12 protein-coding genes are annotated in these 15145 nt (G+C 64.3%); 5 read left to right on the forward strand and 7 right to left on the reverse strand.

Annotated features, from left to right (window positions below):
- Window positions 1-28 precede the first annotated feature (28 nt).
- The 3 genes from RAM60_RS06300 to RAM60_RS06310 are packed head-to-tail and all read right to left on the reverse strand — an operon-like array spanning window position 29 to window position 3221.
- Window positions 29-754 (reverse strand): N-formylglutamate amidohydrolase, encoded by a 726-nt coding sequence (locus RAM60_RS06300; RefSeq protein WP_369025112.1) that lies wholly within the window; start codon window positions 752-754, stop codon window positions 29-31.
- Window positions 751-1563, reverse strand: a complete 813-nt coding sequence (locus RAM60_RS06305) for a 4-(cytidine 5'-diphospho)-2-C-methyl-D-erythritol kinase (protein WP_369026129.1) — start codon at window positions 1561-1563, stop codon at window positions 751-753. Before RAM60_RS06305 ends, RAM60_RS06300 begins: the two co-directional genes overlap by 4 nt.
- A gap of 8 nt (window positions 1564-1571) precedes the next feature.
- A complete protein-coding gene (locus RAM60_RS06310; RefSeq protein ID WP_369025111.1) occupies window positions 1572-3221 on the reverse strand; it encodes an electron transfer flavoprotein-ubiquinone oxidoreductase in 1650 nt (549 codons plus the stop codon).
- A 79-nt stretch (window positions 3222-3300) separates the two neighbouring features.
- Here RAM60_RS06310 and RAM60_RS06315 point away from each other — a divergent pair, with 79 nt between their 5' ends.
- From RAM60_RS06315 to RAM60_RS06335, 5 genes are all read left to right on the forward strand, one after another.
- Window positions 3301-4086, forward strand: coding sequence for a uracil-DNA glycosylase family protein (locus RAM60_RS06315; RefSeq protein ID WP_369025110.1), 786 nt, complete (start codon window positions 3301-3303; stop codon window positions 4084-4086).
- Window positions 4083-5807: a lytic transglycosylase domain-containing protein gene (locus RAM60_RS06320; RefSeq protein WP_369025109.1), complete on the forward strand. Its 1725-nt coding sequence runs from the start codon at window positions 4083-4085 to the stop codon at window positions 5805-5807. The genes RAM60_RS06315 and RAM60_RS06320 overlap by 4 nt, the downstream gene beginning before the upstream one ends.
- A 12-nt stretch (window positions 5808-5819) precedes the next feature.
- Window positions 5820-6347 carry a molybdenum cofactor biosynthesis protein B gene (gene moaB / locus RAM60_RS06325; protein ID WP_369025108.1) on the forward strand — a complete coding sequence of 176 codons (528 nt, stop codon included), beginning with the start codon at window positions 5820-5822 and terminating at the stop codon, window positions 6345-6347.
- Between the two features lie 28 nt (window positions 6348-6375).
- Window positions 6376-7485: a PA0069 family radical SAM protein gene (locus RAM60_RS06330; protein WP_369025107.1), complete on the forward strand. Its 1110-nt coding sequence runs from the start codon at window positions 6376-6378 to the stop codon at window positions 7483-7485.
- 65 nt (window positions 7486-7550) lie between these two features.
- Window positions 7551-9062, forward strand: coding sequence for a M20/M25/M40 family metallo-hydrolase (locus RAM60_RS06335; protein WP_369025106.1), 1512 nt, complete (start codon window positions 7551-7553; stop codon window positions 9060-9062).
- Window positions 9063-9069: 7 nt separating this feature from the next.
- Here the strand turns inward: RAM60_RS06335 and RAM60_RS06340 are convergent, their stop codons facing one another.
- From RAM60_RS06340 to dnaE, 4 genes are read right to left on the reverse strand one after another with little or no spacing between them, the layout of a single operon-like run.
- Entirely contained in the window at window positions 9070-9501 is a 432-nt protein-coding gene (locus RAM60_RS06340) for a DUF1330 domain-containing protein (protein ID WP_369025105.1), read from the reverse strand.
- Window positions 9494-10015: a GNAT family N-acetyltransferase gene (locus RAM60_RS06345; RefSeq protein ID WP_369025104.1), complete on the reverse strand. Its 522-nt coding sequence runs from the start codon at window positions 10013-10015 to the stop codon at window positions 9494-9496. Before RAM60_RS06345 ends, RAM60_RS06340 begins: the two co-directional genes overlap by 8 nt.
- The gene (locus RAM60_RS06350; protein ID WP_369025103.1) at window positions 10008-11606 is read right to left on the reverse strand and encodes a long-chain fatty acid--CoA ligase; all 1599 of its coding nucleotides are present in this window, start codon (window positions 11604-11606) and stop codon (window positions 10008-10010) included. Before RAM60_RS06350 ends, RAM60_RS06345 begins: the two co-directional genes overlap by 8 nt.
- Window positions 11607-11647: 41 nt before the next feature.
- The gene (gene dnaE / locus RAM60_RS06355; protein ID WP_369025102.1) at window positions 11648-15121 is read right to left on the reverse strand and encodes a DNA polymerase III subunit alpha; all 3474 of its coding nucleotides are present in this window, start codon (window positions 15119-15121) and stop codon (window positions 11648-11650) included.
- Window positions 15122-15145 lie beyond the last annotated feature (24 nt).

Genomic DNA, 15145 nt, shown 5'->3' on the forward strand with positions numbered 1-15145 from the left:
TTTGCGCGAGGCGGGCCAAGCCTGCCTTTCAGACTTCAAGCGCCACGCGGCCCATTACGTCGGCCAGCAGCATGGCCCAGCGCGCCTGCCCGGCCTCGGTCGCAATCTGGTCCTGCCGGATTTCGATCGCACAATATGGAATACCGTTTGCCTCGGCATGACGGTTCATCGTCGCATTGAGGTCCCTGCCCGAATAGGGCTCGTTATCGCCGACATTCAGCCCCTGCTGGCCGAGCATTCTGATGGCATGCCGCGCTGCCCGGTCGTCCTCGTTGTAGAGCAGGGCCACCTCCCAAGGTCGTTCCTGGTCACTCGTTTTCAGGGCGGGGGTAAAGCTGTGAAGCGCGACGATGAGCCTGGGTCGTGCTGCGGCAACGAAATCGGCGAGCGCGTCGTGATAGGGCCGGTGAAAGCGGTCGAGGCGTGCTTCGACATCCGCCCCGATATTGCCGGGGATCAGGTGACCGTCGCTGGTGGTCGGGACGGCGGCCGGATCGTCCTCGTCGCGGTTGAAATCGCAGACCAGGCGGCTGACGCTGGCGATGTGTGCGGGCAGGCCGTGGCGGCGCGCAAGCCGGTCCGCAACGCCCTCCACGCCGATGTCGATCGCGATGTGATCGTTCAGCAACGAGCGATCGATGCCGAGTTCGACACCGGCCGGGACGTGGTTCGAGGCATGGTCGGCGACGCAAATCACGCCACCGGTTCTCAGGTCGCCGACACCTGCCTGCCGGTACGGCCTGCCATCGATCATCTGAGCTTGCCCTTCATCTGCCACCAGCCCGGATGCTCGGCGGCGATGCTTGCCGCGCCCTCGTCCCGCGCTGTTTCGGTTTCGAACAGCGCGAAACAGGTCGCGCCAGAACCTGACATACGGGCGAGAAACGGCGAAGTTCCGTGCAGCGCGGCAAGGACTCCCGCGACCTGCGGGCATAGCGAAATGGCGGGTGCCTCGAGATCGTTGCGTCCCTCGAGCGCAACGGTTCGCACATCACCCTCCGGCAGTGCGCCCCGGTCCTCACCGTCCCAGTGCTGGAACACCGGCCCGGTCGAGAGCGGCACGCGCGGATTGACCAGCAATACCGGCGTTCCTGAAAGGCTATCGTCGGCAGGCTCGAGTTCGGTCCCCGTCCCCCGCCCTATGCAGGTGCGGCTCTCGACACAGGCCGGGACGTCGGCGCCAAGCTTCGCCGCCCGCTCGCGCCAGTCGTCGGGCAGGCCGTGTGACATCTCGACCATGCGGAAGATCGCCCCCGCGTCCGCCGATCCCCCGCCCAATCCCGCTGCGACAGGCAAGTTCTTTTCGAGGGCGATGTCCATTCCCTCGAAACGCGGCAAGGCACCAAGCGCGCGCATGACGATGTTGTCGAACGGATCGGTAAGTGCGCCGCCGAATTCACCGACGGTCGTCAACCTGTCGCGCGGAGATGGCGTAGCGCGCAGGACATCGCCCCTGTCGACGAAGGCAAAGACCGTCTCGAGTTCGTGATAGCCATCCTCCCGCCGCCTGCGGACATGCAGCGCGAGGTTGATCTTGGCGTAGGCGGTTTCGGTGATCGCCACCTTGGCGATCACATATTCGGATAGTTCGGCCCGCCGCCGCCTTCGGGCGTGGTCCAGTTGATGTTCTGGTTGGGGTCCTTGATGTCGCAGGTCTTGCAGTGGACGCAGTTCTGCGAATTGATCTGGTACCTGGGCTCGCCCGTCGCCTCGTCGACCAGCCATTCGTAGACGCCTGCCGGGCAATAACGGGTCGAAGGTCCGGCGAAGACGCCAAGCTCGCTCGCCTTCTGCAGTTCCATGTCCTTGACCTGCAGGTGGACGGGCTGGTCCTCGGCATGGTTGGTGTAGCTGAAGGCGACATTGGTCAGGCGGTCGAAGCTAAGCTTTCCGTCGGGTTTCGGATAATCGATCGGCTTGTGCAGGTCGGCACGCTGGAGCGTGGTGTAGTCACGGTGGTGCTTCATGGTGATCGGCAGGCCGATCTTGAGCGTACGCATCCACATATCGATCCCGGCGATCACGGTGCCGAGATCCTCGCCCCACTTGGCGACGGCGGGCTGCGCGTTCTGGACGAGCTTCAGTTCCTTGGCGATCCAGCTCGACCGGACGGCAGCGTCATAATCCATCAGTTCGCTGTGCTGGCTTCCTGCGGCGACCGCTGCCGCAATGCTTTCGGCGGCGAGCATCCCGCTCTTCATCGCGGTGTGGCTGCCCTTGATGCGCGGCACGTTAACGAAGCCGGCCGAACAGCCGATCAGCGCGCCGCCCGGGAAGGCAAGCTTGGGCACCGACTGCCAGCCGCCCTCGTTGATCGCGCGCGCGCCATAGGCGACCCGCTTGCCACCTTCGAGGATCGCGGCGATCTCCGGATGGTGCTTCCAGCGCTGGAATTCCTGGTAGGGCGAGACATAGGGATTGGCGTAGTCGAGCGCGGTCACGAAGCCCAAGGCCACCTGCCCGTTCGCCTGGTGATAGAGGAACCCGCCGCCCCAGGTGCCGGTCTCGCTCAGCGGCCAGCCCTGCGTGTGGATCACGCGGCCCTGTTCGTGCTTGGCGGGATCGATGTCCCACAGTTCCTTGATCCCGATGCCGTAGACCTGCGGCTGGCAATCCGCCTCGAGGTCGTACTTTGCCTTCATTTGCTTGGTGAGGTTGCCGCGCGCGCCTTCGGCGAAGAGCGTGTACTTGGCGTGGATCTCCATGCCGGGCTGGTAGTCGCCTTTGTGGCTGCCATCGGCCGCGATGCCCATGTCCTGCGTCGCCACGCCGGTGACCGCGCCGTTCTCGTCGAAAAGCACTTCGGCAGCGGGGAAGCCAGGGAAGATCATGACCCCCAGACCCTCGGCCTGTTCGGCCAGCCAGCGGCACAGATTGCCAAGCGAGCCGGTGTAATTGCCATCGTTCGAAAGGAACGGCGGCATGATCAGGTGCGGCATGTCCGACTTGCCGGTTTCCGAGAGCACCCAGTGCCAGTTGTCGGTCACCGGCGTCTCCGCCATCGGGCAACCCATGGTCCGCCATTCGGGCAGCAGCTCGTCGAGCGCCTTGGGGTCGACCACCGCGCCGGAGAGGATGTGGGCGCCGATTTCGCTGCCCTTTTCGAGCACGACGACTTCGAGTTCGCCGTTGATCTGCTTCAACCGGATCGCCGCCGCGAGGCCCGCCGGGCCGCCGCCGATGATCACCACGTCGCAGGGCATCGATTCGCGTTCGCTCATGTCACTCTCTTTTCGTCGCGTATTCGGTCTCGATGCCTTGATTGGTGGCGCGTTAGAGGTCAAGACCTGCGACCAACCGATGAGCGATGCAATCCCCCTCGAAACCGGCGATTTCACGCCCCTCGACGCGATCGAGGGGGCGCTCGACTGGTGGCGCGAGGCAGGCGTCGACTGCGATTTTTCGGAAGAAGCCACTGACTGGCTGGCAAAGCCAGAGCCCGAAGATGCCGTAGCGGCTCCGCCGCCACCGATTGCGGTCGCTCCTCCTCCCCAAAGCCCGCTCCAGCGTGCTCTCGAACAGGAAGATCGTCCGCTAATGGGCGGGCCGCAGACCGGGTGGCCCGACACGCTGGAAAATTTTCGCGAATGGTGGATGACCGAGGCCTCTCTCGGCGAAGGCGCGCTCGACAGGCGCCTTCCGCCGCGCGGAGTTGCTGGAGCAAGGTTGATGATCCTGGTCGGCCAGCCCGAGCAGGATGATGCGGAGGGCCTGCTGACGGGTGGAGCCGGGCAATTGCTGGCTTCGCTGCTGAAAGCGATGGGCGTGGCCGAGCACGAGACCTATCTTGCCAGCGCCCTCCCCTCGGCCATGGCCTTGCCCGACTGGCAGGAACTCTCGCGCGCAAGGCTCGGCGAGGTCGTGCGCCACCATATCGCACTGGCACGGCCGCAGCGCCTGCTCGCCGTGGGTCGCGGACAGCTGGCCTTGTTCGGCATTGCTCCCGAACAGGCGCAGGAACCGCTGGCCATCGAGTGCGGCGGCACGATGATCCCGCTGTTGTCCGCTCCCGAACTTTCGCAAATCGCCCGCTCCCCCGCCCGCCGCGCCCGGTTGTGGCAACGCTGGCTCGACTGGACCGCATGACTCTCAAATACCTCCCCCCGATCATTGCCCTGACCTTCGCCGCACCGCTCGCTGCCCAGCCCGCTGCCGTGCAGGAGAGCAGTGTCGAGTACTTCACCCGCTCGCACCAGCAGGCACTCCCGCGCCTCTTGTCGGACGAAGACCGTGCGTTCTACGGCTCGTTCTACGAAGCTATCGACACCCAGAACTGGAGCCGGGTCGAGGTGATGCTGACCGAGCGCAGCGAAGGCCCGCTGCACGGTGCAGCGCTGGCGAGCTACTACCTCCACCCGCAAAGCCCGCGCATCGAATTGCCCCGCATCCAGGACTGGCTTTCGCGCTACAGCCGCCTGCCGCAGGCAGCCGGGATCGTGCGCCTCGGACAGACTCGCGGGTTGGAGAATGCGCCTTACCTCCCGCGCGAACGCGAACTGGTGCGCCAGCCCGGCCTCAGCAAGCGCATCCGCCCGTCTAGCGTGCAGGATGGCACGATGCCGGCCTCGGTCGGCGAGGCTATCCTCGAGCGGATCACCAATGACGATCCCGATGGTGCGCGGCTGTTGCTCGACGGCGTCGATGCGACCCTGTCCGGTGACGCGCGTGCCGAATGGCGCCAGCGCATAGCCTGGAGCTATTACATCGAGAACCGCGATGCGCAGGCCTGGGCACAGGCGGAGAGCGTGCGCGATGGCGGCAGCGGTCCCTGGCTGGCCGAGGGAGACTGGGTTGCAGGCCTTTCCGCATGGCGGCTGGGCGATTGCGAGAACGCGGCCAAGGCGTTCCTGCGCAGTGCCGGAAGCGCCACCAATCCCGAGCTGGCGACTGCGGCGAATTACTGGGCGAGCCGCGCCCTCACCCGCTGCCGCGAGCCGGAACGTGCGGCCGAGCAGCTGCGCGCCGCGACGCGATATCCCGAAACCCTGTATGGTATGCTCGCCCACGAACAACTCGGCCGGGATTTGCCGGGAACTCATGCGACGCCCGACCTGACGCCGGAGGATTGGCGTCGGCTGGGAGATGAGGATGCTGCGAGGCAGGCGGTCATGCTCGCCGAAATCGGCAGGAGAGACGAGGCCGACGAGGTGCTGCGCTGGCTGGTGCGGACAGGCGATCCGGCGGACTTCGGTGCCTTGTCGCGCCTGGCACGCGCATTGGGTCTGACCGGTGCCCAGAACTTCATGGCCTACAATGCGCCGCGCGGCGCTGCCTCCCATCCCAGCCTACGCTATCCGGTCACTTTCCGTGCGCCCGTTGGCGGCTGGCGCATCGACCCGGCACTGGCATTCGCCCACGCGCTGCAGGAGTCGAACTTTCGCGAGAGCGTCGTCAGCCCGGCGAACGCCATCGGCCTTATGCAGATCCGGCCTATCGCCGCGCGTGAATACGCCGCTTCGATCAACATGAGTGCGAGCGCAAATCTCAAGGACCCCGCAGTAAACCTCGCCTTCGGCCAGCGCACGCTCGAGTCGCTGGGTTCGGCAGGATACACGCAAGGAAAGCTGCCCAAGGTCATGGCGGCCTATAATGCGGGACCGACGCCCGTTTCCCGGTGGGAGAGCGAGGTCCGCGACCAGAACGATCCGCTGCTCTACATGGAATCGATCCCCTATTGGGAGACGCGCGGCTACGTCGCCATCGTGATGCGCAATTATTGGATGTACCTGCGACAAGCCGATGCACCCGCGCCAAGTCGCAAGGAACTTGCCGAGAACGATTGGCCCATGTTTCCGCGGGCGAGATAGGGGTTACCGACCATGGCAATCGACGAAAGCCGCACCTTCAAGCCGATCCGGATTGCCCTGCTGACGATCTCGGATTCGCGCACTTTGGCCGATGACACTTCAGGGGACATCCTCGCCGAGCGCATACGGAGTGCCGGCCACGAACTTTCCGCGCGCGAGATCAGCCGCGACAGCGTCGAACAGATTGCAGCGCACCTCCACCGCTTGATCGATGACGAGGCGATCGATTGCGTCATCACCACGGGCGGAACCGGGCTGACCGGGCGCGACGTTACCCCCGAGGCGCTCGACCGCGTGAAGAGCAAGGACATCCCCGGCTTCGGCGAACTGTTCCGCTGGCTCAGCTACAAGACCATCGGCACCAGCACGATCCAGAGTCGCGCCTGCGCGGTGCTGGCGCGCGGGACCTATATCTTTGCCCTGCCCGGCTCGAACGGCGCGGTGAAGGACGGCTGGGACATGATCCTGGCCGAGCAGCTCGACAGCCGCAATCGGCCCTGCAATTTCGTCGAACTGATGCCGCGCCTGCGAGAGCGGTAACCTCTGTTCGAACGCTTTTGTTCCGTGTATGTTCTCATGCGTGGAACGCCGACTCGCCCCAGCCATTGCCGGACGCGGCGCGCAAGGCGCTGACGTGCCGACGCGCTTCGGCCTCGCTACGCGCCAGGTGGATGGCGACTGGCGCGACTACATGGAGATGCTGGGCAATCTCGAAGGTGGTCCTCCCGTAAAGCTGAAGACTGAGGTCACCGAAGAACGCCCCAAGACGATCCTCAGCTTCAACCAGTCGCCCGACATCGGTTTCGATCGCTCGATCAACGCCTATCGTGGTTGCGAGCATGGCTGCGTCTATTGCTTCGCCAGGCCGACCCATGCCTACCACGACCTGTCCCCTGGCCTCGATTTCGAGACCAAGCTGTTCGCCAAGCCGAATGCGGCCGAGATTCTCCGGGCGACGCTCGCCAAGCCCAAGTACCGACCCAAACCCATAGCGATGGGCACAAACACCGATCCGTACCAGCCTATCGAGAGCCGTTATCGCATAACACGCAGCGTCCTCGAGGTTTGCCTGGATGCGCGACACCCGGTCACGATCACGACCAAGTCGGATCGCGTCGTTGCAGATCTCGACCTGCTCGAGGAAATGGCCAAACTGCGCCTCGTGGCTGTGGCGATATCGGTGACAACGCTGGACCACAAGCTGTCCGGCAAGCTCGAACCGCGCGCAGCTTCTCCGGCCAAGCGTCTCGCAGCCTTACAGAAACTCGTCGATGCTGGCGTTCCAAGCCACTGTTCGGTCGCCCCGGTCATCCCGGCGATCACGGACGTATTCATGGAGGAGATCGTCCAGCGCGCGGCCGCTCTCGGTGTTGATTCCTGCGGCTGGATACCCCTGCGCCTGCCGCATGAAGTTGCCCCGCTCTTCCGCGAGTGGCTGTCTGTCCACTACCCCGAGCGCGGGGACAAGGTGATGAGCATCGTGAGGTCGATCCGCGATGGGAAGGACAACGATCCAAACTTCTTCAGCCGGATGAAGCCGACCGGTGTTTGGGCCGATCTCTTCCGTGCCCGTTTCCGCCTTGCATGCAAGCGGGCCGGTTTGGGCAAGGCGAAGTTCGAACTGGACTGCACGAAATTCAGACCACCGGCCGTGGGCGGACAGATGCGCCTTTTATAGAGGCATTGCGCAATGACTTGCGCCTGTTAGGCTCGTACCGGAACGACAGGCGGGAGAGATATCAAATGCGGCTGAAGACATCCTTGAGCGTGCTGGCATTGCTGGCAATTTCCGGAGTCCCTGCATCGGCGGAAACGCCTGATCGGGCGACCATTGCCGAGACCGTGGCCAATCAGCGCGACACCACGATCAAGGCCCTGCGGGACTGGATCGCCCTGCCGACCATTGCTGCGGAAAAGATGAACACGCCGGCAGGCGCGGAATACATGCGTCAGCTCGCGCTCGACGCGGGCTTCCAGAAGGCCGAGATCATTCCCACCGACGGCGTTCCGGGTGTTTTCGCGACGCTCGATGCGGGGGCAAAGACCACCCTTGGCATCTATTTCATGTACGATGTGAAGCAGTTCGATCCTTCCGAATGGAATTCTCCCCCACTCGAAGGAGCGATCGTCGAGCGCGAAGGCGAAGGCAAGGCGCTGGTCGGGCGCGGGGCGGTGAACCAGAAGGGGCCTGAAATGGCCTTTCTCGCAGCGCTAAAGGCCATCCAGGCGAGCGGCCGCAAGCTTCCCGTAAACCTCGTCCTGGTCGCCGAGGGCGAGGAGGAGGTCGCCTCGACGAACTTCCCGCAGGTGGTTGCCGCACCTCAGGTCCGCGAAGCATTATCGAAGACCATCGGCGTTTTCATCCCCGCAGCGGCACAGAGCAAGGATGGCAGCGCGAACATCACGCTGGGCGCAAAGGGGGCGATCGAGTTCCAGCTTGTGGTCGGGGGAGAGACCTCGGACCGCTATCCGAAGACCGACATCCACTCTTCCAACCATGCGCGGATCGAAAGCCCGGCATGGCGGCTGGTCAAGGCGCTCGACACACTGGTGGCAGACGATGGGCACACGCCAGCGATCGACGGATGGTTTGAAAACGTGAAGCCCCTCACCCAGCGCCAGAAGGACCTGATTGCCGAAGGTGCGAAGCGCAACCCGGAAGAGGATGCGAAAAAGCTGCTTGGAGTCGGCCGGTGGATCGATGACGAGCCCTATGTGACCAGCCTCGAACGTCTGGTTTCTCAGCCGACCGTCAATATCCAGGGGCTGATTGCGGGCTATACCGGACCGGGCGGCAAGACCGTCCTGCCCGGGCGTGCCGAAGCTAAGCTCGAATTCCGCCTCGTACCTGCGATGACCAAGGATGAGGCCGTGTCCAAGCTCAAAGCCCACCTTGCCAAGCGTGGCTTCGACGACGTGCAGGTCACTGTCTCGGGCGGCTATGGCCCGAACGAGACCGACGAAGACAGCGCGCTGATCCGCGCGCAGAAGACGCTCTTCGAACGCACCGGCATCCCGTACTCGATCACACCGCGCAATGCAGGAAGCTGGCCGGGCGTAATTTTCAACGGGGCTCCCCTCAACCTGCCTGCATCACAATTCGGCCTGGGACGTGGCGGCGGGGCGCATGCGCCGAACGAGTGGTTCCTGATCGAAAGCAGCGACCCCAAGGTTTACGGCCTCGATCAGGCCACGATGGCTTATGTGGATTATCTCTACGTCGTCGCGGAAGAGGCGAAGAGAGGGAAGAAGTAGACCGGGGTCAGAAGCCCTCCCCGGCCGACCCGGGCTTGAAACGGATCAGGCGACTGTCGACCAGCGCGGCGGTGCGGTTCACCACTGCCCTCTGGTAGTCAGGATCCTTGATCATCTCGAAGAACGCCGCGCTGTTCGGATATTGCGCGACGAAGCCGTCGTGCCAGCGCCTGTCGGCAGGGCCGGTTACCATCGTCTGGAATGCTCCCCGCCACACGATGCTGCCGCCGACCCGACGGAAGATCGGGCCGCTGGTCTTGCCGTATTCCTCATAAGCACGTCGACCCGACCAGCCATTGCCGTGATGCTCATGCCCCTCGGGGTATTCGGCGAGGTTGCGATAAAGCAGCAGGTTGAGCATGTGGATCGGCTCGTCGCGCGGAAGGTCCTTGAAGGCGGCGAAATTGGCCGGACTCGGGTCGATGTATCGCTCAGTCATGGTCCCATCCCTCTCCTGTCAGGTCGCATTGCATGTAGACGGTATCGAGAACCCGCCCAAACTTGAAGCCGACATCGCGCATCCGGCCGGCGTGGACGAAGCCGAGCTTGGCATGGAGCGCGACCGAAGCGGGCTCCCCGCCTCCGATAACGGCTATCATCTGCTTGAATCCGCATTCGCGCGAGGCCTCGAGGAGGTTACCGAGCAGGAGCGAGCCTATTCCCATCCCGCGCGCCTCGTCGGCGACGTATATGCTGTTCTCGCAGGTCCGGGCGTATGCAGCGCGAGGCCGGAATTGCGTGGCATAGGCATAGCCAAGCACCTCCCCTGCACGCTCGGCGACTAGGAAGGGCCAGTCCTTCGCGGAGATGTCCGCAACCTTCTGCGCCCATTCGGCCTCACTCGGCCCCTCGCTGTCGAAGGAGGCAGTGCCATGGGCGACGTGGTAGTCGTAGATGGCACTGATAGCCCGCGCGTCACCGGGATGCGCGGGCCTGATCTCCAGGTCAGCCAAGCGTGTAGTCCGCAAAGCGGTCGCGCAGGTCCTTCTTGCTGATCTTGCCGGTTGCGGTGTGCGGGATGTCGTCGACGAATTCGACCGCATCGGGGAGCCACCACTTGGCGATCTTGTCGGTCAGGAACTCGGTGATCTCCGCACCGGTGCACTCGATGCCCTCCTTCTTCACGACGAAAAGGACCGGGCGCTCGTCCCACTTGGGATGCGGCATGCCGATGCACGCGGCCTCGGCGACTGCCGGGTGGCCGACGGCTGCGTTTTCAAGCTCGACCGAGCTAATCCACTCGCCGCCAGACTTGATCACGTCCTTGGTCCGGTCGGTCAATTGCAGCGTGCCGTCGGGATGGATCACGCCAACGTCGCCCGTGTCGAACCAGCCCTCGGCATTGGCAGCGTCATGCTCGGCCTTGAAGTAGCGCTTGAGCACCCAGGGCCCGCGGATCTGCAGCGCGCCCGAAGTCTCGCCGTCACGCGGCAGTTCGGTGGTCATGTCGTCGAGGCTGACGATGCGCAGTTCCACGCCGAAGATCGGGCGGCCTTGCTTCATGGTCTTGGCGACTTTCTCGTCGAAGCTGAGGCTATCCCAGTCTGCAGTCGGCCCGCCGACGGTGCCGATGGGCGAAGTCTCGGTCATGCCCCAGGCATGTTGGACGCGGGTGCCGTTCTTCATGAGCCGCTCGATCATGAACTTCGGCGCAGCCGAGCCGCCGATGGTCGCAGCCTTCAACGGCGGCAGGTCGATGCCCTGCGCATCGCAATACTGGAAGTGAGCGAGCCATACGGTCGGCACGCCGGCGCTGTCGGTCACGCCTTCGCGGATCATCAGTTCGTGCAGCACCGCAGGGTCATTGACCGCGCTGAAGACGAACTTGATGCCTGCCATGCCGCCTGAATAGGGCAGGCCCCAGCTCGCGGCGTGGAACATAGGCACGACCGGCAGCATCACCGATGACGGCGCGAAGTTGAAGGCCGTGGTCTGCAGGCCAGCCATCGCATGGAGCAAGGTCGAGCGGTGCTCGTACTGCACGCCCTTGGGATTGCCCGTGGTGCCGCTGGTGTAGCAGATCATGCACGGGTCGCGCTCGTCGCCCTGGACCCAATCGAAGTCGCCGTCCTGCGCGCCGATCCAGTCCTCGAACGAAGGGGCATGCTGGCCCGAATCGAAGCAGATGTAGTGTTCGACCGTGGTCCAACGGTCCTTCATGCGATCGACGATCGGCTGGAAGGCCGCATCGTAGATCAGGACTTTATCCTCGGCGTGATTAACGATGTAGTCGAGCTGGTCGTCGAACAGCCTCGGGTTCACCGTGTGCAGAACACCGCCCATCCCGGCGACGCCGTACCAACTCACGAGGTGGCGCGAATGGTTCATCGCCATGCTCGCGACCTTGTCCCCCTTCTTCAGGCCGAGTGCGAGGAGTGCCTGCGCCATCCGCTTCGCATCGTGACGGATACCCGCCCAGTTCGTCCGGGTTTCGCTGCCGTCCGCCCAGCGGGTGACGATCTCGCGCGTCCCCGCCTCGCGTGCCGCGTGGTCGACAACATGCGTGATCCGCATGGTCCAGTCCTGCATCGCTCCGAGCTGCATGTTCTCTCCTCGTCCCATTGGCCCTCTTATGGGGCGCAGAATCAGGCGACGAGACGCAGGTGGCCCGCTCCTCGCCGCGCGGTCAGCTGCACCTTGGCAAGACCGTGCACGCTTGCCAAGCGTTCGGCGAGGTCGCCGTCGATATTGAAGGCCCGGCCGAGGTTCATGACCGGCGAGGGTTCGTCGCCGGTAAGCAGGGTGGCATGGACCTCGTCACATCCCTCGCCCGCGGCGGTGAGCTCAATTGCGAGCTGCATCAAAGCATCGGTGTCGGCGATGTCGAGTGTCAGCAGCATGGGCGTCGACCCGCGGACCTCGGATAGTGGCACTGCACCGCGAACGGTGATCCGTGGGGGCTCGTCGGGGCTCGGGCTGTCGAGCTCGACATTGAGCTTCACGCAGGTCTGGTTGTCGGCCCATTCGAGGAATTTCTCGACCAGCCCTTCCTCGAAGCAGGCGGCACTGAACTGGCCGGAGCTGTCGGAGAAGTCAGCCCGGATGAACGGCTTCCCGCGGCGTGTCGTGCCCTTGTTCACCTTCTCGACCATCGCCGCCATGACCGCGCCCGCGCGTCCGCCCGGAGGTGCCCCGCCCGCCATCAGCGAGGCATAGGACCGCGCCCCTTGGGCCGAAGCAACGGTGCGCCATGCTTCGACCGGGTGTTCGGCGAAGTAGAACCCGAAGTTCTCCTTCTCGCGTGCCATCTGGTCGGCGCGGCTCCACGGTTCGACTTCCTTGAGCCGCAGCGTATCCTCCGTCGCATCTTCGCCACCGAACAGCGCCGCCTGCCCGCTCGACCGCTCGCGCTCGGCCGCATCGGCGACAGCCAGCAGCATGTCGGCATTGGCGAAGACCTTCGCCCGGTTCGGCTCGAATTCATCGAGCGCACCGGCACTGGCCAGCGCCTCCAGCTGGCGCGAATTCATGGCACCCTTGGGTAGGCGCTCGAACAGGTCCTGCAGGCTCTGGTAGAGGCCCGAGCCTTCGCGCTCGTCGACAATCGCCTCCATCGCGCGTTCGCCGACATTGCGGATGCCCGCCAGCGCGTAACGGACGGCATAACCCTCGTCTGTCTGTTCGACAGTGAACTCGGCCTCCGAGTGGTTGAGCGAGGGTGGCAGGATCCGGATTCCGCTGCGCCGCGCATCGTCGACGAAAACCGCCAGCTTTTCCGACTGGTGCATGTCGAAGCACATCGAGGCGGCGTAGAACTCCTCCGGGTAATGCGCCTTCAGCCAGGCGGTCTGGTAGGCAAGCAGCGCGTAGGCGGCGGCGTGCGACTTGTTGAAGCCGTAGCCGGCGAACTTGTCGATCAAGTCGAACAGGGCATTCGCCTCGTTCTTCTCAATGCCTGACACTTCCTTGCACCCGTCGACGAAGCGCTGGCGCTGCGCATCCATCTCCGCCTGGACCTTCTTGCCCATCGCACGGCGCAGCAGGTCAGCGTCGCCGAGCGAATACCCCGCAAGTATCTGCGCGGCCTGCATGACCTGTTCCTGATAGACGAAGATGCCGTAGGTTTCGGCAAGGATGCCTTCGAGCTTCGCATGGGGGTATTCGATCGGCACCTCGCCCGCCTTGCGCTTGCCGAACAGCGGGATGTTGTCCATCGGGCCGGGGCGATAGAGCGAGACGAGCGCGATGATGTCGCCGAAGTTTGTCGGCTTCACCGCGGTCAGCGTGCGCCGCATGCCTTCCGATTCCAGCTGGAACACCCCGACGGTGTTGCCGCTCTTCATGAGCTCGTAGACCTTGGCGTCGTCCAGCGGCAGCGTGGACAGGTCGATGGCGATGTCCCGCTTCTTGAGTAGGTCGGTCGCCTTCTTGAGCACCGAAAGCGTCTTCAGTCCGAGGAAGTCGAACTTCACTAGGCCGCTGCTCTCGACATTCTTCATGTCATACTGCGTCACCGGCATGTCCGAACGCGGGTCGCGGTACAGCGGGACGAGCTGCGCCAGCGGCCGGTCGCCGATTACAACGCCGGCCGCGTGGGTCGAGCTGTTGCGCGGGAAGCCCTCGAGCTGCATCGCGAGGTCGACGAGGCGCTTCACCTCGTTGTCGTTGTCGTATTCGCGCTTGAAGTCCGCCGCGCCGTTGAGCGCGCGCGGCAGCGTCCAGGGGTCGGTCGGATGGTTGGGCACCATCTTGCACAGCCGGTCGACGTGACCATAGCTCATCTGGAGGATGCGGCCCGTATCACGCAGCACGGCGCGGGCCTTGAGCTTGCCGAAAGTGATGATCTGCGCGACGTGGTCGTGACCGTACTTCGCCTGCACGTAGCGGATCACCTCGCCGCGCCGCGTTTCGCAGAAGTCGATATCGAAGTCCGGCATCGAAACGCGTTCGGGGTTGAGGAAACGCTCGAACAGCAGCCCTAGCTTGATCGGGTCGAGGTCGGTGATGGTCAGCGCCCAGGCGACCAGCGAGCCTGCACCCGAACCGCGTCCCGGCCCCACGGGAATATCCTGTTCCTTGGCCCATTTGATGAAGTCGGCAACGATCAGGAAGTAGCCGGGAAAGCCCATCTGGTTGATGATATCGACCTCGAACTTGAGGCGCTCGAAGTAGGCCTGACGCTCTTCCTCGGGGAGATCCTCGTAGAGGGCGAGACGGGCTTCAAGGCCCCTGCGCGCATCCTCCTCCAGCATCCGGGCCTCGCCCTCGAGATCGCCGGCAAGGCTGGGCAGGATCGGCTTGCGATAGGGTGGAGCGTAAGCGCAGCGCTGGGCGATGACGAGCGTGTTCTCGACCGCCTCGGGCAGGTCGGCGAAGGCCTCGTCCATCATGTGGTAGGTCTTGACGTAGCTCTCCGGATTGGAGCGCAGGCGGTCTTCGGCATCTACGTGGGTCGACCCGGCAATGCACAGCATGGCGTCATGCGCCTTGTGCATGTGCGCCTCGGCAAAATTCGCCGGATTGGTCGCGACGAGCGGCAAGTCGCGGGCGTAGGCGAGGTCGATCAGTGCGTCCTCGGCACGCTCCTCCACCTCGTTCCCGCGACGGGCGAGTTCGATATAGAGGCGCCCGGGGAAGAAACCCTGCAAACGGTCGAGGACAGCCTCGGCGTGGGCCTGCTGGCCTTCGGCGAGCAGCCGCGTCACCGCCCCCTCGCTCGCACCGGTCAGTGCGATCAGGCCGTCTGTATGGCCTTCGAAATCGCGCATCCGCACATGCGGGTCGAATTCCAGCGGCCGGTCGAGATGCGCCCGGCTTACGAGATGGCAGAGATTGTCGTAACCTGCCTCGTCCTGGGCGAAGAGCGGGAGGTAATCGACCTGCTTGCCCTCCGCATCGCGCGCCACGCCGAGCAGGGTGCCAATGATAGGCTGGATGCCTTCCGCCTTGCAGGCATTGGCGAACATGACCGCACCATAAAGGCCGTTGCGGTCACAGATGGCCATGGCGGGAAAGCCGCGTTCCTTCGCCAGCTTCGCCATCGCCTTGGGATCGATCGCCCCTTCGAGCATCGAATAGGCGGACAGGACGCGCAGGGGAACGAAGGGCTTGAACGGCATCCTCCCAATATGCGGATGCCGACG

This window comes from Qipengyuania sp. RANM35, assembly GCF_041021145.2.
In the GTDB taxonomy this organism is placed as follows: domain Bacteria; phylum Pseudomonadota; class Alphaproteobacteria; order Sphingomonadales; family Sphingomonadaceae; genus Qipengyuania; species Qipengyuania soli.

Coding starts and splice junctions, on each gene's coding strand:
- RAM60_RS06320 (WP_369025109.1), top strand. CDS start 4,083: ATGACTCTCAAATACCTCCCCCCGATCATTGCCCTGACCTTCGCCGCA.
- RAM60_RS06300 (WP_369025112.1), bottom strand. CDS start 754: ATGATCGATGGCAGGCCGTACCGGCAGGCAGGTGTCGGCGACCTGAGA.
- RAM60_RS06350 (WP_369025103.1), bottom strand. CDS start 11,606: ATGCAGCTCGGAGCGATGCAGGACTGGACCATGCGGATCACGCATGTT.
- dnaE (WP_369025102.1), bottom strand. CDS start 15,121: ATGCCGTTCAAGCCCTTCGTTCCCCTGCGCGTCCTGTCCGCCTATTCG.
- RAM60_RS06315 (WP_369025110.1), top strand. CDS start 3,301: ATGAGCGATGCAATCCCCCTCGAAACCGGCGATTTCACGCCCCTCGAC.
- RAM60_RS06340 (WP_369025105.1), bottom strand. CDS start 9,501: ATGACTGAGCGATACATCGACCCGAGTCCGGCCAATTTCGCCGCCTTC.
- moaB (WP_369025108.1), top strand. CDS start 5,820: ATGGCAATCGACGAAAGCCGCACCTTCAAGCCGATCCGGATTGCCCTG.
- RAM60_RS06330 (WP_369025107.1), top strand. CDS start 6,376: ATGTTCTCATGCGTGGAACGCCGACTCGCCCCAGCCATTGCCGGACGC.
- RAM60_RS06310 (WP_369025111.1), bottom strand. CDS start 3,221: ATGAGCGAACGCGAATCGATGCCCTGCGACGTGGTGATCATCGGCGGC.
- RAM60_RS06335 (WP_369025106.1), top strand. CDS start 7,551: ATGCGGCTGAAGACATCCTTGAGCGTGCTGGCATTGCTGGCAATTTCC.